The sequence below is a fragment of the Candidatus Defluviilinea gracilis genome, assembly GCA_016716235.1.
Classification (GTDB): Bacteria; Chloroflexota; Anaerolineae; order Anaerolineales; family Villigracilaceae; genus Defluviilinea; species Defluviilinea gracilis.
Genome location: JADJWS010000001.1, coordinates 694,879 through 715,004, shown reverse-complemented (window position 1 = coordinate 715,004; position 20,126 = coordinate 694,879). Strand labels below are relative to the sequence as shown.

Here is a 20,126-nt window from a genome sequence, read left to right as displayed (position 1 = left end):
ATCACAATTCGCTGATCGAATGAACCCATTTCAATTTCAGGTCTTTGCGACAACGGTTGGCGAGCCGCTCGTCTGCCGTCCAAAAGTCAGCAACCAGTTTTTCAGCCAACGCCATATAAAAAGCATCATACGCTTTCGATTGACCAAGTTTGCCAGCCCATTCGAGCGCGCGCAGGCTGAGCTCTTCGTCTTCATCCATGATTTCAAAGCGCAAGGCGTGGATGTCTCGCAAGGCTTGTTCTGCATCTTCCGAAGACATTTCTTTTATGACCACCCGCTGACGGATTGCCGTTGCGGTTTCGCTCAGCCACAAACGCGGCGCGCACGGGGTAATTTGTTCACGATCAACACGATCCCAGAATTGCGAAAGGCTGTCGGTCATCCTCGTGATCGTATTGACGGCGATGTTAGCGTCCACGACCCAGTAGTTCATTCACCCTCTCCTCTCGCGCTTGTTCCAAGAGTTTGACTGAATCGGTAAGCGGCTTTCCCTTGCGGCGTTTCAAAATACGCGCGCTCAATTCGCGGGCGCGCTCTAAGGCAAGCGCGCGCTCCTTGCGCGCATCAGTGTCTTCGCGCAAACCCGCAGTGACATATTCCCGCACCAGATCGCTCACACTGCGATGCTTTTGCGCGGCGAGACGTTCCAACGCTTCGCGCTGGCGTCGTTCCAACAAAAGATTCACTCGTTGCAAGTTTTGCATTCTGGCTCCTTCCCCGCATTATACACACCCACATGCGCATACGTCAAACCGCCCTACTGAAACGTGATCTCCTCCACGCGCCAGCTTTCTTCGCCGATCAACTTCTTGAGGCGGTCGAGCATTTCTGGGCAGACGCGCGTGGTGTCGTTGGGGAAGTCAATCAAGTGACCTGACCCGTTCTCGAAAATCTGAAAACTGAATCGGTCGCGCCCGTGGAATGAGATCAGCGTGCCATAGATGGTTTTGATCCTGCGTCGGTCGCGTTCCTTGTCGCCCGTCGAGCGCAGCATCACCGTGACTTGCTTCGGCGGATGTTTCTGGTCTTCCTCTTTGACCAGCGTGGTGTAAATGGATTTGAGGGATGTGACAACCGCTTCGCGCGCCGCGTCATCTTGGTCGCCCGTCTCATCTTGACTCTCAACTTGAGCAGTCATCGCTTCGACGCGCGGCGGCGTGACTTCATCACTCTTCTTGAACTTCGGCTCAGGCTTGGACGCAATCGCGCCCTCTTCGAATGAGGGCTGCCATTCATTGTCCCAGCCATCGGGGAAGTTATCGGGTGGCGGAGGTTCGCTGTAGAGCGAGATACTATCTCGCCCTACTTCATAAGCAGGCGTGGATTCGGCAACTTGAGGAACCATCACTGGAGGCGGCGTCTGCTTTTGTTGCGCCATCGGCTTCGGTTGCGTGGACTTGATGTTGAGCGGCGTGACAGGAGTCGGCTTGGGTTGTGGAGTCGCTTGCGAGGGCGAAGCAGGCTGACCCTGAGAGAGAGGCGGCTTCGCGCTGAGCGGAGACGAAGCGTCATCCAATGATTCGAGAATCTTGATCTCCGTCCGCACCGCATCCACTAAAATTTTTGGCGGCGTGGAGTTTCCATCCACTTTGCCTTCGACGATCACGATCTGACCAACGGTGAGTTGCTCGCGCGTTTTCTCCCACGTGCGCGGGAAGAGCACGAGTTCGATGTTGCCTTGAATATCTTCGAGCGTGACGAAACCCATCGGCTTGTTGGTCTTGGTCATGTACGGGCGGACGTTGGTGATGAGACCCGCCACGCGGACTTTTTCTTCGTGCGAGGCTTCGCCGAGTTGACCCGAAAAATAACTGACGATCTGCGCGAACGTTTTTTGATACGGCGTGAGCGGATGATCGGAAATATATAAGCCGATGAGTTCGCGCTCCCAGTTGAGCATCTCGCGTTTATCAACATTATTGACTTCGGGCAATGTGATTTCCTCGACGACGCCCGTTGTTGTGCCGAAGAGACTCATCTGCCCCGCATCTGCCGCGCGGAAGTGCGCATTGCTGATCGAAACGATTCGATCGAGCGAGGCGAGCAACGCGGCGCGGTTGCCGAACGCGTCCATCGAACCGACTTTGATGAGACATTCGAGGGCGCGTTTTCCAACCGCGCGAAGATCGACGCGCCGCGCAAACTCGTTGAGGTCTTTGAACGTCCCGTTTTGGTCGCGCTCTTTGAGAATTAATTCGACCGCGCCTTGCCCCACATTTTTTACCGCGCCTAACCCGAAACGGATGCTGGGTTTTTCTTGCCCTGAACTCGTTGAAGGGTTTTCAATTTCAAAATCCCAGCCCGAAGCATTGATGTCAATCGGCAGAACCGGCACACCCATGCTCTTCGCGTCTGAAATATAGAAGGCGACTTTCTCGGTCTGTCCCGCAGACGCCGAAAGCAACGCGGTCATGTATTCGGTTGGATAATTGGCTTTGAGATAGGCGGTCTGCACGGCGATGACGCCGTAGTCTGCCGCATGAGATTTGTTGAATCCATAACGCGCAAACTCTTCCCAATCGCTGTAAATGGATTCGGCAACGCTTTGTTCCATCCCCTGCTTCACCGCGCCCGTGACAAATTTGTTGCGATGTTTATCAATATCTTGTTTGATCTTCTTCGAGATCGCTTTGCGCAATTCATCCGATTCAGATGGCGTGTATCCCGCGAGTTCGACGGCGGCACGCATCAATTGTTCTTGATAAACGGGGATTCCGAATGTATCTTGGAAGATTGGTTGCAATGAGGGGTGACGATATTCCACGTCCGCTTCGCCGTGCATACGCGCGATGTAATCGGGGATGAACGCCATCGGACCTGGGCGATACAACGCGACCATGGCGATGATGTTGTCCAGCGTCTTCGGCTTCATCTGGACGATCCAGCGCGTCATGCCGCCGCCTTCCACTTGGAACAAGCCAGCGGTCTGCCCCGCGCCCATGATCTCAAACGATTTCGGATCGTCGAGCGGAATGTTGTTCAAATCCAATTTCACGCCGTGACGTTTCTCGATCAAATCGCACGCCTTCGCCATGACGCTCAACGTGATAAGCCCGAGGAAGTCCACTTTCAACATACCGAGCGAATCGAGAATGCCCATCTCGAACTGCGTCACCGTTTTGATCGGCGTCTCTTCCGAGCCAGAGGTCGGGCGATGCAACGGCAGGTATTCGATCATCGGCTTATCAGAGATGACCACGCCCGCCGCGTGAGTCCCTGCGTTGCGCACGGTCCCTTCCATGCGGGCGGCGGTGTCAATCAATTCACGCAGATGCGGTTGTTCGTTATAGATCTTTTTGAAATCGGGGATCGCGAGCGCGTCTTCCATTGTGGTGTTGCGACCCGAAACGAACGGCACAAGTTTTGCAACACGATCCACTTCAGGCAATGGGATGTCCATCACACGCGCCACGTCGCGCAACGCGGCTTTCGTTCCCATCGTCCCAAACGTGATGATCTGCGCGACCTTATCGCTCCCATATTTGCGCGATGTGTATTCAAGCATTTCCGAGCGGCGGTCGTCACGAAAATCCAAATCAATATCGGGCATCGAGATGCGCCCAGGGTTCAAGAAGCGCTCGAACAGCAGATCATGTTGAAGCGGGTCAACGACCGTGATCTCCAACACATACGCGACGATCGAACCCGCGGCAGATCCGCGCGCGTTGTACCAAATCCCATTTTCACGCGCGTGACGACACAAATCCCAGACGATGAGGAAGTAGGCGTCGAATCCCATTTTGTTGACGACGCCCAACTCATACTCGATTCTCTCGCGGACTTTGGAACTGGTCGCCGACTCCCCATACCTTTTCCTCGCCCCGTCCTCGCAGAGGTGACGGAGATAACTTGCCACCGTAAACCCATCAGGGACGGGAAACTCGGGCAAGTGATAGCCCTTGAACGATAAGTCCACATTACAGCGTTCGGCGATGAGGAGCGTGTTACTCAACGACTCGGGCACCTCAGCAAAGAGTCGACTCATCTCCTCGGGCGTGCGGAGGTAGTATGAGTCGTCGCTCATGCGCATCCGCTCGGGGTCCGAAAGAAGCGACTGGGTTTGGATCGCCAGCATAATATCCTGCAAACGGGCGTCATCCTGATTGATGTAATGCACGTCGTTCGTCGCGATGTAGTTCGCCGAATACTTCATCCCCATCTCGAGCAGTTTTTTGTTTAAGTCGGTGATCTCTTTGATGTTGTGCTGTTGCAGTTCGATGAAAAAGTTATCGCGCCCGAAGACGTCGTAATACCAATTCATCCGCTTGACGGCTTCCTCGTGATTCCCATCCAACAGCAAGCGCGGAATCTCAGCCGACATGCACCCCGACGTAGCAATGATTCCCTCGGAATGTTTGGCTAACAGGTCATGGTCAATGCGAGGATAGTAATAGAAGCCGTCGAGTTGCGCGGCGGAGGAAATCTTGAGCAGGTTTTTGTAACCTGTTTCATTTTCAGCGAGCAACAACAAGTGAGAGGAGGTTCTATCGAGTTTCGAATCGCGGTCTTGCATCGTCCGCGCCGCCATGTACGCTTCCACGCCGATGATCGGTTTGATCCCCTCGTTCGTCGCGGCTTTGTAAAAATCCATCACCCCGAACATCGTGCCGTGATCGGTGATCGCCACCGCAGGCATCTCCAACTCCTTCACGCGCTTGACGAGTTTCTTGATGTTCGAGAAGCCGTCGAGCAGGGAGTATTCGGTGTGAACGTGGAGGTGGGTGAAGGACATGAGAGCAGAGGATTGGAGGATTAGAGGACTAGAGAATTGGGGTTGAGGGTATTATAGCACGGGTGTTCGAGGACAGAAAGATAATTAGGGCAATCGCATTTGGATTTTTTGTCCGCTAATCCTCACGAATTCACGCTAACCTTTCTCGGAAAAATTCGCGCAGATTAGCGGATTCGAAGGCAAAACACCGTGTTTTGAGCCTCGAGATTTTCAAATGCGATTACCCTAGAAAGATAATAGGCTTAAAATTACCATTACGACTAATTTAACTACCTACCAGTCGCAACCCAGACTGAAACATTTTGGTAGCTAGTTGGGCTTGCGAAAAAAAAAATATGCGTATAATCCTTAAAAGTTAAACAGTGGAGGGTAATTAACCAACACTCCTCCTATAACATAAAGTACGTGTTTTGCCAGTCTTTGTTCCAAAACCAATTAAGCGGTGGCTGAAAGTGTAGAACAAAGGAAGAGTTTGCGAACAGTGAACCACTTATAACCATACAACATTGGTTTAGAAGGGTTTTATGAACAGTTCAAAAACAGCAATGGTTATTCGAGTTTTGGCAGGGGCAATATTTTCGTTTTCTCTAATTCTATCAAGTTGTCAATTCCCCGGGGCTTCAGAGCTTACTGGAATTACACCTACCCAAACAATACCATCACCAACACCTAGAATCTGTCCAGATGTAAGCCTAGAGAACCTCGACCAACTTGAACTTACCCCATCGTTTATTGTGGTCCTTTTTGATCCCAATACAACAGATGCGGCAACTCTAGAGTATTTATCTGGTGATAAAACCGGGGATGCGCTAGATTATATTGGCAACGTACTTCCAAAAATCCTCGGTACAGGCAGCCAATTCTCAATCTTCTCGTTGGGCTTCAGAAGTTATGAGGCGGCGAAACTGGATAGATATTCTTCAAAAATAACGAATGCACCTGAACTCGTAGCAACTCCAAGACCATATACAACATTAACTGCAGTTCCAACCCCAACAACATCGGACGCTGTTCTTCAGCATCAGGAAGCTAAAAATCAATATAACGCCACCTCAACCGCTCATTTTGCGACAGCCACCCAACTGGCGTTTGAAGATCTTTGCCATAAAACTTCTTACGACGACCAATACAAAGCCACCGCCACACAATGGAGCATCACCCAGCAGGCGGAGGCCGCAGAAATAGCAACTCAGGTCGAATCCGCAAGACTCGAAAGAGAAACCAAGGTGGCTGTGCTAGAGACCCCCTTCGCGCCTAATAACGTGTACGAAGGGCTTTCGCATGTAACAATTGATTTTGAAAATCAATGCAAAAATTATGACCGATGCATTCTGTTGATTTTCGATAATCTCACCGACTGGAGAGGTGAAACTCCAGATTACCTGCACATTAATTTAGAAAATGTCGAGGTTATTTCCGTGTTGGCTCAGTGCGAAGATATTATTCAGCCTAGTTGCAAAGAGATCCAGGATAAATGGACACCTCTTTTCGAGTCCTATGGCGTCAAATCAGTAGAATATCTTAATGGAGAAAGGCTTGAAGCATTTCTCCTAAACTACTTTGGAGGTAAATAACCATGGCTGAGATCTTTTACAACTTGTTGAACTCCCAAGCTTTTTGGGTAGTTATGGCGGTGTGGCTGATCATTTGTATCGCGTGGACCGAGAGATGGCGGCCTGTTTTTGAACGACTGGGCAAGATTGTGATTAAACCAGTGATCTTCCAGGAAGACCCTGAACCTAATAATGTTCCTTTTTATCCTCGAAAATTTCTCGAAGATGTTGCTAATGGCTTTCGAGATACCCTCAAACAACCATTCACTGACTTAATAAAGGTTGTTTCCAGATGGTTCATCAATCTCACTGGACTCATTTATTCCAAAGATCATCCATTTAGAACACTGGGATACTTGATACTGCTCGCCTGCTTCTTATTCTTCGTTCTTGCGGATGCTATTGCAGTAGCAAACACCTTGGTTGTATTAGATTTATGGGCAGGCGAACTCCCAGAAATACTCGGAAGATTTGACTTGGCTGTATTTGGCGGCTCGTTACTTGCCTTGATCATCGGCATGGCGCTCGTATTTGAAATTCGAAGCTCTTCCAGCGAATTCAGCCCCTGGTCTGAAAGAGATAGGCAGACAAGAGCCCTTGCACAAGGTGTGGCATTACTAGTAACTTTGCTTTCTTTGCTCACATTAATTGCTTGGGCGCTCTTCCGTTTGATCGAATTAGGAAGGCTTGATTCCAGCCCGTTTCTCGATGGCTTGCTAAACTGGGTTTTGTTTGGGTTGGTACCGATCAACAGCGCGCTCGCCGCCGCGATCACCTTCTTAGAATCTATCAGAGGTATTCTAGTTTTATTTGTCGTGGTTGGCTGGGCTCTAATCGGAGTGTTATATATTGTTAATTACCTTGCCACCATTTTAGGATCCATCCTGCCGTTTTTTGTTGACATCCTCTATCGGATAGTCTATATCGCAATAGATTTATTGCAATGGGTTATTACTACGCCTATTCAAGCGATATTTTTACCATTTAGGTGGATCGCTGGTTCAATGTCTGGGTCTTCGAAAGAAGATGATGGTAGTGATGAAAAAGAAAAGCCACATTCAACAAAACAAACTGTCAAGAAAGACAGTAATTAATCTGAATACATTTTGTTTTTTCCATTCGTTCAGAATGTAGGTTGTAAAGATTTGTAAATATACCAACAGTTTAGATAATGCAACTTTAAGCAACTCAGGAGAGGAAATTATGAAAGCCGCATGGCTTGTTCGCTGGATGGTGTGTACTTCTATTTTGCTTTCCTCCTGTGGAGGAGGGAATGGCGCAACCGCAACATCCTCAATAACACCTACTCCAACATCAACACCTCCCATTATAGAAGTTACTCCCCCACCAACTGATGTTACGCTCAACTTAAAGCCTGTTGTAGCCACGCCAGAATCAACAGGGGTGCAATTTTTAATAGATAACTCTAATTCCATTAGACAGGATTGTGGCGAAGTTGACGGTAGACGATTCGACTTTGTTAACTATATGCTAGATATCTTGCGTACAACTCCCGAGCCACTTGCTGATAACCTACACGTCGGAGTTAGTAGTTTTGGGAATGTTAATAACAATGGCTATATATCACTAATTCCCCCTCAAGTAGTGAATCCGGGATACCCACGAGTTGACAAATTAACCGTTACAGGCGACTCGCAAAATTACAGCACTGCAATTCAAAACGCTGTAAACGACATAAATGAACAATCTGTAATTATTAAATATTTGGTCATCCTTACAGACGGAGGGTTTTGGAAGGAAAGCCCTACAGCAGTGTTGGAAAAACTTAACAAAATAACCGAAAACAAAGACTTAATAGTACTTGTGGGTTTAATTTGCCCAGAAATACCGTCTATTCAGAGCGATATTGCTAAGTGGCAAACAAATATTAATGGAGTCCAAGGCTCGGTATATGTTTTCAGTAGTGTTGAAGATGCGGGCAGGTACCTTTTAGACTATTTGAAACCTTTTCTTCCTTATAGCTTGGCGATTTCATCTACAAATTATCTAGACGCAATAACAATACCTGGGGGGTATACGGGATCTTTCTTCCGATATTGGAATAAAGACATCAATTCACATCTGAGTATCAAAGAAACTATCACTGGCGACTTTTGGGATGTAACCCAGGTGCAATCCGACCATTCTTTTCAGCCAACGAATGGGTGCTTGCAATACAGTTTATTATTTCCAAACCCTGGAAATCATTGGTTGTTATTTATTCAAGCGCACACATTCGAAGATTTAAAATTAATATTAAGCACCGAAAACAGGCAACCACTTGAGATTGTAAATAATCAGACAAGGGTTTTTAACTTCCAAATCAAAGACGATGTGTTATCAGAATATGATTTACGAAACTGGAAAGACTGTTTCCAGGTAGATATAGTCGGACCAAATGGGTCTTCCGTCCCAATATCAAATGGTAATTTCAGTTTCATGCAGAGTATCGACTTCGACACTATTCAGGGACAAGCGCAGTGGTTCCCACAACCATTTCCGAATCCCGTACCCATTGATATAAAAATCAGATTCAAATCTAAGAACCACAACAACCCGGCATGGGAGGTTAAATATCCATTGCCAATCAAATTTGAACCTGTGTTTTCTCCTCCCAATCAAACGCTGTTAACCAACAATAATACTCCAGAAGCAACTGAAGTAATCTTGGCATTTCACAATGTCGCTTCTCAACCAAGAATATTTCTAGTTAGTGATTTGAGTTACGACCAGCTGATTGATCTTGGAAACAAAGTTTCAAATCAGGCGACTTTTCAACAGGTAAATTTCATGGTTAAGGGAGAGGCTTCTGAGCTGAGTTTTTCACAACCGTGCCATCTCTCACAAGGTGTTCCAAATCAATATAGCTGTATGAAATATGAGCAAAGCCTTCCATTAACATATACGTATACGCTCCAAACGTTCAAACACATCGTTGAATACTATCGTTTTAACAGGCTGATTTTTATATGGAAGGAATCGATAACAACCAAAGCAAAAGCATGGGAATGCTGGATAGGCACTAATACAATAAACTGCGACGGCAATATCACTGTACCTGACATTGTTCCAAAATAATAACTTGACCTGATACCTAAATGAGGTAAAAAACATGGACAACCTTCCGATTCCAAATATGCGCTCTAGTTGGGTAGCCGCATTAATCAACACTATATTTATGTTTCTTATTTATTACCTTTGTCTCTTTGGCACATTATTGAAAGAATACAGAGATCATTTCGATCATGACAGGTCGTTTGATAAGAGTGCGGAACAGCTTGCTATATGGGTTGACGTTCCGCGTTACTTTTATGCAGCAGGACCAGCAACAGTGCACGTACATGTAAAAAACGAAAGCAAGAAGCCATATAATGATGTAAAAGTATATCTCATAACCCGAGCTGATCCCAAAGTTCCCACTCTATTAATACCGAATGTTTTTAATGCAGATGTGTATTCCAGTCTTGTAGAATTTCCAATTATCGAACCACTATCAACTGCAAATGGGCGAGTATCGTTTATTACACAAGCAAATACCAGCATAACCAGCGTTTTACTGAAAGTAGGAGATGATGAGCCTCAACAGCTTTTTGCGGAGGCTGAAATACCATTTGTCGAATCGGGACCCAGAGCTCTTCAAATTGACTTTCTGGAACATGTTTTGCTACCTCCCTGGTCAAATGGCTTCATATTGACGTTAATTTTACTTTCAACGTTTTTAATACGAACCGATAAGGAAGCAAAGGATGAAGAAAAGATTTTCAATCCTGAAAACAAGTATCTTCCTACTCCTGTTTGGTGTAATGAATTTATAAATGACTATAAAAGATCATCTGCTGTTTTCGCGATTATGATTTTTATTACATTTACCATCTACCTGCTACTCGGGTCTATTGATGCAGTATTTCCGATTGCAGGAATAATTTTATTTACATGGTTAGTCATCAAGAGAGTACGACAAAAATCAGAACTGCAGTCAAAATTCTCATCCTCAACAATAATTCTTCTGGGATTTATCTCTGTAGCTTTGGCAGTATTTCTGGTTTTCTTTAATCCAAGGATTTTCATATCTGCTCTTGGAAAGGTTCTTTGGATATTATTAGGAATTGAGGGACTTTTAGTGTTTATTTGGTACTATAGTAGGCAGTTTGCTTCCGAAACAGATTCACAATTATCTGATACGGATGGGAAGAATGAGACGGAGCATGTCCGACATTCAAATGAACCAAAGGGCAAGAAAGAGCACTCGAAAAACATGTCAAAAAAATAGAATGTTTTTCATTTTCTTGTGTTTTATGCAATGACTTCCTTAGCGTCAACAAAAAATCCTCCTTACGGAGGATTTTCATGTGAGCGCGGAGGGGATCGAACCCTCAACAAACGGCTTAAAAGGCCGCTGCTCTGCCATTGAGCTACGCGCCCGCGTATCGAGCGAAGGGCATTCTAACACGACGGAAAGTGAGCGTCAACAAATTTTTACCGCGAAGGCTTGCATTGAGCTTGTCGAAATGGCGCTAAGTAACTATCTCAAAACTCTTTGAGGGCATATAATTTCAGTGCCAACAAAGGAAACCCAACGATGAAGAAAAAGACGCCACTACCCACTATCTGGGAGGTTCCCGATGAATTATGGAAGCGCATGGAACCGCTCATCTTGGAATTTGACCCACCCAAAGAAACGGGCAGACCGCGCATCCATCCGCGCAATGTTTTGGATGCCTTGATTTTTCGGATGCGCACGGGGTGTCAATGGAATCACATTCCACGCGTGTATGGCGATGATTCTACAATTCATCGAACGTTCCAACATTGGGTGGAAATCGATTTGTTTCCCAAGCTTTGGGCATTGTTGCTGGAGGAATGTGAAGAACTGGGGCTGGTGGATTGGGAATGGCAAGCCGCGGATGGCACGCTGGGCAAGGCTCGTTCGGGAGGCGATGAAATTGGAGCCAACCCGACAGATCGAGGCAAAAACGGCTCGAAAAAGAGCCTTTTGACGGATCGGTTGGGCGGGCCGCTTGCGATTATTGTCGCGGGGGCAAATGTTCACGATACGAAGTTGTTGGACAAAACGATTGAAGCCATTGTGGTGGAACGACCGAAAGTAACGAAAGCAAAGCCTCAACATCTTTGTTTGGACAAAGGCTATGACAACCCAACAGGCAAGGCGGCGATAGAGAAGCACCGCTATACGGGGCATGTTCGCCGTATTGGTGAAGAGAAGTTGAGCAGGGGTAAAAAAAGCATCCTGCTCGACGATGGGTGGTGGAAAGAACGTTAGCATGGTTATCCAAGTGTCGCGGCTTGTTGATCCGTTACGAAAAGAAAGCGAAAAACTATCTCGCCCTGCTTCAGTTTGCCTGCGCTATGCTTTGGTTTCGCAGATTGGCTCAGAATGCCTTTTGAGATAATTTCTAAGAACGCAAAGATTTAATTGGTTTTCTTAGTGAACTTCGCGGGCTTAGCGGTTAACTTCCCAAATGTAAGACATTCAAAATATAATGCGTCCATCAAGCAAGAGGTAACCATGGCTGACTTATTACATGTAGACGAACAGAATTTTCAAACCGAAGTGATGAACGCCAGCGAACCCGTGCTGGTTGATTTTAGCGCGGTCTGGTGCCAGCCGTGCAAAATGCTCGACCCTGTGGTCAAGCAACTGGCTGGCGAATGGGATGGCAAGGTCAAAGTGGTAAAAATTGACGCCGACGAGAATCCTAACCTTGTGATGCAGTTCGGCGTGATGGGCATCCCCACCCTGTTATTCATGAAGAACGGCGAGATCAAGGAGCGCATCACTGGCTTCATGCCGAAAGAGAAATTGGTGGCGCGGTTTAGCCCGCACTTTAACTAAAAACCTTTTCACCGCCAAGGGCGCGAAGAACGCAAAGAAATAAAAACCTTTGTGTACTTCGTGCCTTCGTGTTTAAAACTACTTCCGCATCAACTGATCGAGTTCGGCAAGATCCACGCGGGAACTCAGATCGAAACTCATCGGGGAAACGGAGATCATCCTCTTTTTTCTCAGAACGTACACATCCGTATCTTCGGGTTCGCGGTCGAAATCTCCATTCGCGCGGTAGCCAACTGTGCCGGGCTCATCCCATGACGCGCGCTCGGCGGGAGTCGGCTCGTAATACCGCTGGCGGGATACGCGAGTCAATTGCCAGGGGGTATCTGGCGCGGCATCGGAGGGGATTTCCACCTTGAGCAAATCCACATCAAAAGGAAACTTCTTTTCCAATAACATGCGGCCAAACTTCGCGGCAAACTGCGCGGCAATTGGGAATTCCACATCGGTGGAGTATGAAAGATGATATTTCGAATCGGTCTCCAGTGAGATTGCCATCGAAGGGATTCCCAGCGAGGCGGCTTCGAGCGCCGCGCCCACCGTCCCTGAGATGGTCACGCCCGACGCGACATTTTCGCCGTAATTGATCCCCGAAACGACCAGATCAGGCTTGCGTTTCATTACATCATAAATTCCGTGGAGGACCGCCTGCGCGGGACTCCCGCCCACCGCGAACACGCTCCATTCCTGACCGTTGACCTGCACGCGCTCCTCGCGAATGATCCCATCGGACGTGTTGGGCAGACTGCGCCCCATGCCGGTGCATTGGTCGCGCGGCGCGGTCACAGTGACAAACCCAACGTCCGAAAGAGAAGCGGCGGCCGCCCACAAGCCGGGCGAGCGAATCCCGTCGTCGTTGGTTAAGAGAATTTGTGGTTTTGTGGTTGACATGAATCTTCCTACTTTCACGTTGCAAATAAAAAGGAGCGGGTAACCGCTCCTCATCATCATGGCGCCCTCGGCGCGACTCGAACACGCGACCTATTGCTCCGCAAGCAAGCGCTCTAATCCACTGAGCTACGAGGGCATTTGGCAGGCGGGGATTTTAATTCAGAAACGGAGGCTGGTCAAGTTAATCGCTACGAACGCCAATCTGCCGGGGAGAACTCATTGCTATGAACCAGTTTCAGGAATTCGGGAACAATTCCGGGATCGAATAATTTCCCGGTTTGTTCTTTGATGTATTCGATGGCTTTCTGCTTTGTCCATGCGTTCCGATATGGGCGTTCGGAGATCAGGACATCGTATACATCGGCAATGGAAAATACCCGCGCCGAAAAGGGAATTTGCTCGCCCTTGAGATTATCTGGGTAGCCGGTGCCGTCCCACCGTTCATGATGCCAGTGTGGAATATCGAGCGCGGGAGATAGATAGTTGATCGGGGTTAGTAATTCCACGGCAACGACGGGATGTTTGCGCATGATGCTCCACTCATCTTCTGTGAGCGGACCGGGCTTGAGGAGAATGTCATCAGGAATGGCGACCTTGCCAATATCATGGAGGATGGCGCCGCGGCGAATATGGATCAACTCTTCCTTTGCCACGCCCAAGGCAAGCGCAAGTTGCACTGTCATATCTGCCACCCGACGGGTGCGTCCTTCAGTTTCCCGATCCCGAAAGTCCAGGGTGCGCAACCAGCCCTCGATGGTCGAATCGTATGCCATGCCCAGTTCCGCATTGGATTTTTGCAGATTCTCGAACAAAATAGCATTGTCGATGGCTATGGCGCCCCTCCCCGCAAGAATGTCGAGAAATTCAAGCCATGGCGCGTCCGGATTTAGAATCGAGGAATGAAATACCTCCAGCACGCCAAGAATGCGCCCCTTTGTGATAAGCGGCGAGCCCATGTAGGAGACAAATTTTTCACCTTGTAGATAGGATGGCAGGTCGCCGCCCTGCGCGTTCCCGGTGATGTTTGGGTAGTGGATACGTTTTCTTTCCAGCGCTACTTGCCCCGCGTATCCGGTCCCAAGTTTGAGAAAGACTGATGGGTGAGTATTTGACCGGAAGCCACTCGATGCCGCCAGGGTGAGCAGGTTGGTTTCAGAATTCATCAGCAGGAGGGTGGAAGCATCCGCGGGCAGGAGGGTGTTTGCTTGCTCAAGCAGGAGGGGGAGGAGCAGGTTCAAGTCGAGGTTGGAGGCGATGGCGAGATCGATACTTCGCAATCCCGTCATCCGCTGCGACTGTTGCCGCATTCTCAATTCAGATTGTTTGTATTTTGTGATGTCTCGCGAAAACAGGATCTGTTGGGAGGGGGAAAGGCAGGTTAAGCGTCCGTCGAACCAAAATTTCTGGCCATCAAACGTGGTTAGTGAGAACTCAAAGGGAAGGGTATGACCGCTTTGATAAAATTCCTTAAGCCCGCCTGGGTGGTTTCTTGAGGGAAGCAGTTCGCCTATTCGCTGGTAATGAAATTCCCCTGAAAATTTTTCAGCCAGGTGAGGGGCGGTCAACTTGTAATCTAAGATGTTCCCGCGAGCGTCTAGAATTACAACCAGATCGGCGGATGATTTGAGAATCGATTCGAGCAGGGAATCTGCCGGACGCGCTGTGAATTGATTGTTCATCAGGCATTAAAATAAAAACACGGCGGACGCGGGGCACAGTGAATCCCTTGTCACCATGCCCCCCAATTCCACCGCGTCACCCAAGGTGAGCCAGTTTGGTTAGGCACCTTGCAGCGCCTGGTTTACCTGTTGGGCAAAATCAGCCAGATCTTCAGCCCGTATCGATTTAATGATGGATGCTTCGCGATCGGACAAGGCAAAGGGTTGTCCCAGGTATCCGTTCGCGAGCGCCTCCTCGGGTGTTTTGAGGAGCGTTTCTCGAAATTGTCCGCTGACTACAGCCGCGGCAAATAAGCGATGGAGTCCCGCGCGTTTGACAGACTGCTGGCGATAGCCCAGGGATGGTTTTTTGTAAGTGTCAAAGGTGAGCAATGCCATGATGTTCTCCTACTTCCAAGTTAACAGCCTATCGCCCACCGGTGCAACCGTCGGCAGGAGATCGTCGTCCGCCGGTGCAACCGTCGGCAGGGGATCGGCGTCCGCCAGTGCAACCGTCAGCAGGAGATCGGCGTCCGCCAGTGCAACCGTCAGCAGGAGATCGGCGTCCGCCAGTGCAACCATCGGCAGGTGTATGCAGGGAGAATTTGTTGTTCATGGGATGTTTCCTCTTTCTTTCAAATTTTTTCCCATGATACTCGCCCCCAGGCTACAAAACAGGCTACAAAATCAGTATAGACAAATCTGAAGTATTACATAGTTAATTCGATGTAAATTTTGTCAAAATCTTCAGAAGGAGACAACCCTAACTCGTTCATTAGCAAGGTTTTGTACTCATGATACCGATGCACAATAGCCCCGCGGTCACCTATCGCCGCGTATGCCCGCAATTCGATCTGACAAATCGCTTCATTGTAACGATCCTGTTCAACTGCTTTCTTGCAAGTGGCAAGACATTCCTGAAATTGGTTGGTATCCAGATATAGTTGCGCAAGCTCATCTAAAACAGAACGATAGATACGTCCCAACCGCTCCCGCTCGATCAGGACCCAATCCGCGTCGAGATCAGCAAGAAATGGACCTTCCACCAATTCTGCCGCTTTGCGATATAGCCCGATTCGCTCGATCAAATCCTGGGTTTGATAGACTTTCTTCAGGAAGGACTCGAATGCGTCTACATCATACTCATAGTCCATCGCGCGATTGAATCGGTAATATTCATCCTCAAACAGGATCGCATTTCGTCCCACAGCGCGACGAAGCCAATAAATACCGTGCTTGAACTTTGTTCGTATAGCGTCTGGATCATCGATATCGGGCCATAAAATCTCAGCCACTTGTTCTTTTGTGACCGGTTCCTGGTTGTATAAGAAATAAAAGAACAAATCTCGAACCGATTGTGTGCGCCAATCGGAAACGTTAACCGCCCTGCCGCTAACAACAACTTCGGCGCGCCCTAATGCCTTGATTTTAATGCTAGCAGTGGGCATTTGAATAGTTTGAGCAAACCTGCGCAGAATCCTGCGCACAGATGGTAACCTCTCGCTTAATATTCGGGAATTTTCAAACAATCTGCTAAATTGGCGTCCAATAGTAGTGTCCGTTTGCAGTAACGCAAGCCAAGACGAAGCCTGGTGCAAGGCAACCAGCAAGGCATGTTGCAAGTGGTTTGTCCCCTCAATAATATTTTGAAATTCCAGCCGGGTTTTATCTTTCTCTTCAGAGTGATTGTATGCAGCCATCAGCCATATAACAGACCAGCAATATTCCACATCGCGGCCGTCTTGTAGAAAACGCGATTTGCTGTCATTCAGGTGAATGATAGCTTTTTTGAAATCACCATTTATGAAGCAAAGCCTGCCTTGTAGCAAAGCCCACAAGCCGCGTTCATAACTTGATGGATTGATTTTTAATTTCTTCCTAAATTCTTTGAGCAGTTCATCCGCTGTGTTCACATCATTTTTTAGAAGCGCCAAATTCGCGCGCGCCAAAATCAGATAGTTTACAATGAAAACAGCGGAACAACTTTCAGCTACAATGCTTGCTTGTTCATAGGCGCGTTCAGCGGCATCAAACTCTTCGATTTCAGTATATAGATCGCCCAACCCGGTCAGAATCAACGCTTCGGCGTGTTGATTACGACTATTGCGAGCGCACTCCAGCCCTTCTTCAAAACTATCCGAAGCGAATTCATATTCGCCTACTTGTAAGTAAAGCACCGCAAGATTGTTCAATGTATTCGCCTGGGTATAAAGATTCTTTTCACGGCGTAATCGATTTAACGCTTCTTGATACAAATTCTTCGCGACTTCGATATCTCCAATAGTCGCTCGAACCATGGCTGTCTCAACTAACAGCATCGAAATGCTGCCGGTTTCCTTTAACTCGTTGTAGAGGTGGAGTGAACGTTCAAGGTCTTCGACGGCATTTCGTGCCTGCCCCAAACGATAATAATTTAATCCTCGAGTTCTTAACGCTTCCGCATAAAGCGTTTGCATCGACATATCCGTTTCGGCTATTTTGAGGGCATTATTTACATCTTTGATCGAATCTTCATATTTTGCAAGCAATCGCAGGGCGTGCGCGCGGCGGATCAACGCAAGAGCCAAGCCGCTTTGGTTATGCTCTCTTTGGTACGTTTCAACTGCAATGTCGAGCAAAGCATTTGCTTCGGGTAAATTTCCCTTCATGGCTGAAATCATCCCTCGCAACGAGATCAACCCCGGCTTCGAGCGGATCACAGCCGGTGGCAGGCTGTTGACCCAGCCTTCCAGCGTGATCAGCGCCGTTTGCAACATGGGCGTGCCAGCCCGTTCGATCAATTCTGCAAGCGTGTTGGGGTCGTTTAATTGTTTGCAGGTGTAATAGGCTTTTTCCCATTCGCCCTCCGCTTCATGCGCGGTGACCATCCTCTTCAATAAGAGAGGAATATCTTCGGGGTACTCTTCCCGCAGGCGGGTTTGTAAAAACTCTCGGAAGAGAGGATGGTATCGGAGCCAGCGCCCATCTTCCAAGGGCAGAACGAACAGGTTCTTATCCAAAATGAAGCCCATCAGGTTAAGCCAATTTTGCGGCGCTCCATAAAACGGACCCAGCACGATCTCGCAAAACTCCGCGTTGAATTCCTCCGGCAGGCATGTTCGCAGAAGAAACTCGCGCACATGACGGGGTTGCTGGTCGAGCACCTGTTTCCCCAAATAGGCAAACGTATCCTTGCCTGAAAATTGCACCTCGGTGGAATTGGAAAGCACCATGCCGGTGATCCACCCGCCCGATTTCTCCACAAATTCGTTAGCCTTTTCATCTGCCAGGTACTCGTGGTGGTTTTGTATGTAGAGAGCCTGAATTTCACGCGGCTGGAACGCCAGGTCGGTATGGTTCAAACCCTTCACCTGCTCGCGCGCCACCATGAGGGTGACATCATCGAGTTCGGGCAGGGTGCGAGAGGAAATGATCAGGTGACAGTTCTCATCCACTAATTGTAAGAAGCGGTTGACCAACGAAGCAACGACCGCCACATCATCCAACAAGTGAAAATCGTCGAGGATCACGAAATAATCGCCTTCCGCCTGATCGTATAACTCGTTCGTCAAGGCGACGAGAAGCGCTTCCGCGTCGCTTTCCATCGATTTCAGGTTGTTCAACAGTGGTTGCGACGCTTCGCCCACCTTCGGGAACCGCTCTGCCAGCGATGCGATCAAGTACGCCATGAACCTCTGCGGGTCGCGATCCAGCGGATCTAAGGTAAGCCAACACACCGGAACTTTTGCCTGATGGGCAAGATCGATGAGCAGAGACGTCTTACCATACCCCGCGCTGGCAGAGAGCAAGATCAACTTGTTTTCCAGAAACCCGTTCATTTTCTCCAGCAGGCGCGGGCGCGAGAGCAGTTCCCGCCGGCGGTTCGGGATAATGATCTTCGTTTTACTGATCGGGATGGATGATTTTGTCATTGGACGGAATTAGCCGTTCCCGTTGAAATCTTCCAAATTTCATCACACTTTCGCGCTTTTAGGGAGACTTTAGAGTAAGGATTTTTTCAATTCTCCCAGCAGTTGCGCATGGATGCCGGGGGCTGTGGCAAGAATGGACAGCGGGGGCGTCAGATAATCCGCCCCGCCATGCACATTCGTGACGCGCGCGCCAGCCTCTTCGCAGATCAACCCGCCTGCCGCCACATCCCACGGGTGCAGGGAAAGTTCCCAAAACCCGTCCAGCCTTCCTACGGCGGTGTATGCCAGGTCCAACGCCGCCGAGCCGAGACGGCGCACGCCCTGTGTCAACTTTGCGAGATGCGAGAAATTCGACATGTTATCCTGCTTTGTATTCCACGTATCGTAGGGGAATCCAGTCACGAGCAAGCTCTTCTGTAATTCGGTAACGCCAGCCGGTTTGATCCTTTTGCCGTTCAAGTATGCTCCACTGCCGCGTTCCGCGCAGAACATTTCGTCACGAAGCGGATCGTACACCGCGCCAAACGTCAAGGCGCCGCGAAACGCGTAGGCGATGGACACAGAAAAAATCGGGAGGTGATGCGCGTAATTCACCGTCCCATCCAGCGGATCGATGTACCAGACATGTTCATCGTCTCCGTGAATAACCCCGCTTTCCTCGCTGAAGATATGATGCCCGGGAAAATCGGATTGAACTTTCCCAAGTAGAAGCGCCTCAGATTGATGATCGACCTCGGTGACGAGATCGATCACGCCTTTATATTTCACCTCGTGTTCCTTGTCATACCCGTCGCGCAGAATCGCCCCCGCCCCTCGCGCAAGTTCTTCGACGTACGATAGCGTTGGTTGCATAAGACTCCCGAAACGTATTGCGGCGGGTTTTCGCCCGCCGCACTTGTGAATGAACTATTTTTTTAATTCGTCGAGTGTTTTGTAAATATCGTACAGTTCATTCTGTATTTCATCGCGGTCGCGCATCGATTGCTGTAAGAGCGCTTCGAAGGCTGGTCGCTGATCGGCGGGCAGGGTGCCGAGTAACCGCTCAGCTCGCATGATCTGCGTGTTTTTATGACGCAGTTTATTTTCAAGACGGGTGCGATAGCCTTGATAAAACCTTTCCATATCCAGTGGCAAGGGCTGGGTAAATGGTTGCTGGGTCACAAGTTCTGCCACTGTCAGCAGGAAATCTTCAGTATCGATGGGTTTTTCCATGAAGCGCGAGGCGCCCAGGCTCAAGGCAAAATCCTTATCCTCCGGGGTAACGTAAGTGGCGGAAAGGAAAACGACCGGGATGGCGCGCGTTTCGAGGTTGAGCCGTAATTTTTGCACGAAGGCGTAGCCATCCAGTTTAGGCATCAAAATGTCGGTGACGATGAGCGCGGGCCTTTGCCGCGCAACCACTTCGAGCGCTTCCTCGCCATTGCGGGCGGTCAGCACAGAATAGCCTTTAAATCGCAGAGTCACTTCAAGCAGTTCGAGAACATTAGGAACATCCTCGACGATCAAGACGGGTCCATAGGCGGCGCACAT

General features: G+C 48.8%; 15 protein-coding genes, 2 tRNA genes and 1 pseudogene. 6 read left to right on the top strand and 12 right to left on the bottom strand.

From position 1 onward, the window contains the following. Position 1: 1 nt before the first annotated feature. From IPM31_03345 to IPM31_03335, 3 genes are read right to left on the bottom strand one after another with little or no spacing between them, the layout of a single operon-like run. Positions 2-433, bottom strand: a complete 432-nt coding sequence (locus tag IPM31_03345; protein MBK9006006.1) for a type II toxin-antitoxin system VapC family toxin — start codon at positions 431-433, stop codon at positions 2-4. Beyond that, positions 408-704: a hypothetical protein gene (locus IPM31_03340; GenBank protein MBK9006005.1), complete on the bottom strand. Its 297-nt coding sequence runs from the start codon at positions 702-704 to the stop codon at positions 408-410. Before IPM31_03340 ends, IPM31_03345 begins: the two co-directional genes overlap by 26 nt. A gap of 53 nt (positions 705-757) precedes the next feature. Then, positions 758-4,732 (bottom strand): DNA polymerase III subunit alpha, encoded by a 3,975-nt coding sequence (locus tag IPM31_03335; GenBank protein MBK9006004.1) that lies wholly within the window; start codon positions 4,730-4,732, stop codon positions 758-760. A gap of 524 nt (positions 4,733-5,256) precedes the next feature. On the opposite strand from IPM31_03335, the gene IPM31_03330 reads away from it, so the two are divergent. The 4 genes from IPM31_03330 to IPM31_03315 all read left to right on the top strand — a co-directional run bounded on the left by IPM31_03330 (position 5,257) and on the right by IPM31_03315 (position 10,555). Beyond that, positions 5,257-6,306 (top strand): hypothetical protein, encoded by a 1,050-nt coding sequence (locus IPM31_03330; GenBank protein MBK9006003.1) that lies wholly within the window; start codon positions 5,257-5,259, stop codon positions 6,304-6,306. Positions 6,307-6,308: 2 nt separating this feature from the next. Then, positions 6,309-7,379, top strand: a complete 1,071-nt coding sequence (locus tag IPM31_03325) for a hypothetical protein (protein ID MBK9006002.1) — start codon at positions 6,309-6,311, stop codon at positions 7,377-7,379. Between the two features lie 109 nt (positions 7,380-7,488). Continuing rightward, the gene (locus IPM31_03320; protein MBK9006001.1) at positions 7,489-9,363 is read left to right on the top strand and encodes a VWA domain-containing protein; all 1,875 of its coding nucleotides are present in this window, start codon (positions 7,489-7,491) and stop codon (positions 9,361-9,363) included. A gap of 34 nt (positions 9,364-9,397) precedes the next feature. Continuing rightward, the gene (locus IPM31_03315) at positions 9,398-10,555 is read left to right on the top strand and encodes a hypothetical protein (protein ID MBK9006000.1); all 1,158 of its coding nucleotides are present in this window, start codon (positions 9,398-9,400) and stop codon (positions 10,553-10,555) included. A gap of 80 nt (positions 10,556-10,635) precedes the next feature. Here IPM31_03315 and IPM31_03310 read toward each other — a convergent pair. Next, a tRNA-Lys gene (locus IPM31_03310) sits at positions 10,636-10,707 on the bottom strand. Between the two features lie 157 nt (positions 10,708-10,864). Here IPM31_03310 and IPM31_03305 point away from each other — a divergent pair. Continuing rightward, positions 10,865-11,691, top strand: a pseudogene (locus tag IPM31_03305) (IS5 family transposase). 121 nt (positions 11,692-11,812) lie between these two features. Then, on the top strand, positions 11,813-12,139 hold the full coding sequence (gene trxA, locus IPM31_03300; GenBank protein ID MBK9005999.1) for a thioredoxin: 327 nt from the start codon (positions 11,813-11,815) through the stop codon (positions 12,137-12,139). Between the two features lie 78 nt (positions 12,140-12,217). Here trxA and surE read toward each other — a convergent pair whose 3' ends face one another. The 8 genes from surE to IPM31_03260 all read right to left on the bottom strand — a co-directional run bounded on the left by surE (position 12,218) and on the right by IPM31_03260 (position 20,126). Continuing rightward, positions 12,218-13,027: a 5'/3'-nucleotidase SurE gene (gene surE / locus IPM31_03295; GenBank protein ID MBK9005998.1), complete on the bottom strand. Its 810-nt coding sequence runs from the start codon at positions 13,025-13,027 to the stop codon at positions 12,218-12,220. Between the two features lie 59 nt (positions 13,028-13,086). Continuing rightward, positions 13,087-13,163, bottom strand: a tRNA-Arg gene (locus IPM31_03290). A gap of 52 nt (positions 13,164-13,215) precedes the next feature. Beyond that, complete coding sequence (locus tag IPM31_03285) at positions 13,216-14,334, bottom strand: HD domain-containing protein (GenBank protein ID MBK9005997.1); 1,119 nt, start codon at positions 14,332-14,334, stop codon at positions 13,216-13,218. A gap of 471 nt (positions 14,335-14,805) precedes the next feature. Beyond that, positions 14,806-15,084, bottom strand: a complete 279-nt coding sequence (locus IPM31_03280; protein ID MBK9005996.1) for a hypothetical protein — start codon at positions 15,082-15,084, stop codon at positions 14,806-14,808. A 28-nt stretch (positions 15,085-15,112) separates the two neighbouring features. Continuing rightward, positions 15,113-15,301 (bottom strand): hypothetical protein, encoded by a 189-nt coding sequence (locus IPM31_03275; GenBank protein MBK9005995.1) that lies wholly within the window; start codon positions 15,299-15,301, stop codon positions 15,113-15,115. Between the two features lie 94 nt (positions 15,302-15,395). After that, positions 15,396-18,596, bottom strand: coding sequence for a tetratricopeptide repeat protein (locus IPM31_03270; protein MBK9005994.1), 3,201 nt, complete (start codon positions 18,594-18,596; stop codon positions 15,396-15,398). Positions 18,597-18,665: 69 nt separating this feature from the next. Then, positions 18,666-19,448: an inositol monophosphatase gene (locus IPM31_03265; protein ID MBK9005993.1), complete on the bottom strand. Its 783-nt coding sequence runs from the start codon at positions 19,446-19,448 to the stop codon at positions 18,666-18,668. A 54-nt stretch (positions 19,449-19,502) separates the two neighbouring features. Further along, positions 19,503-20,126 carry a response regulator gene (locus IPM31_03260; GenBank protein ID MBK9005992.1) on the bottom strand — a complete coding sequence of 208 codons (624 nt, stop codon included), beginning with the start codon at positions 20,124-20,126 and terminating at the stop codon, positions 19,503-19,505.

What these genes read in the sequence shown, in the direction of transcription:
- IPM31_03345 (MBK9006006.1), bottom strand. Translation starts at nt 433, where the DNA reads ATGAACTACTGGGTCGTGGACGCTAACATCGCCGTCAATACGATCACG.
- IPM31_03340 (MBK9006005.1), bottom strand. Translation starts at nt 704, where the DNA reads ATGCAAAACTTGCAACGAGTGAATCTTTTGTTGGAACGACGCCAGCGC.
- IPM31_03335 (MBK9006004.1), bottom strand. Translation starts at nt 4,732, where the DNA reads ATGTCCTTCACCCACCTCCACGTTCACACCGAATACTCCCTGCTCGAC.
- IPM31_03330 (MBK9006003.1), top strand. Translation starts at nt 5,257, where the DNA reads ATGAACAGTTCAAAAACAGCAATGGTTATTCGAGTTTTGGCAGGGGCA.
- IPM31_03325 (MBK9006002.1), top strand. Translation starts at nt 6,309, where the DNA reads ATGGCTGAGATCTTTTACAACTTGTTGAACTCCCAAGCTTTTTGGGTA.
- IPM31_03320 (MBK9006001.1), top strand. Translation starts at nt 7,489, where the DNA reads ATGAAAGCCGCATGGCTTGTTCGCTGGATGGTGTGTACTTCTATTTTG.
- IPM31_03315 (MBK9006000.1), top strand. Translation starts at nt 9,398, where the DNA reads ATGGACAACCTTCCGATTCCAAATATGCGCTCTAGTTGGGTAGCCGCA.
- trxA (MBK9005999.1), top strand. Translation starts at nt 11,813, where the DNA reads ATGGCTGACTTATTACATGTAGACGAACAGAATTTTCAAACCGAAGTG.
- surE (MBK9005998.1), bottom strand. Translation starts at nt 13,027, where the DNA reads ATGTCAACCACAAAACCACAAATTCTCTTAACCAACGACGACGGGATT.
- IPM31_03285 (MBK9005997.1), bottom strand. Translation starts at nt 14,334, where the DNA reads ATGCGGCAACAGTCGCAGCGGATGACGGGATTGCGAAGTATCGATCTC.
- IPM31_03280 (MBK9005996.1), bottom strand. Translation starts at nt 15,084, where the DNA reads ATGGCATTGCTCACCTTTGACACTTACAAAAAACCATCCCTGGGCTAT.
- IPM31_03275 (MBK9005995.1), bottom strand. Translation starts at nt 15,301, where the DNA reads ATGAACAACAAATTCTCCCTGCATACACCTGCCGATGGTTGCACTGGC.
- IPM31_03270 (MBK9005994.1), bottom strand. Translation starts at nt 18,596, where the DNA reads ATGACAAAATCATCCATCCCGATCAGTAAAACGAAGATCATTATCCCG.
- IPM31_03265 (MBK9005993.1), bottom strand. Translation starts at nt 19,448, where the DNA reads ATGCAACCAACGCTATCGTACGTCGAAGAACTTGCGCGAGGGGCGGGG.
- IPM31_03260 (MBK9005992.1), bottom strand. Translation starts at nt 20,126, where the DNA reads ATGTGCGCCGCCTATGGACCCGTCTTGATCGTCGAGGATGTTCCTAAT.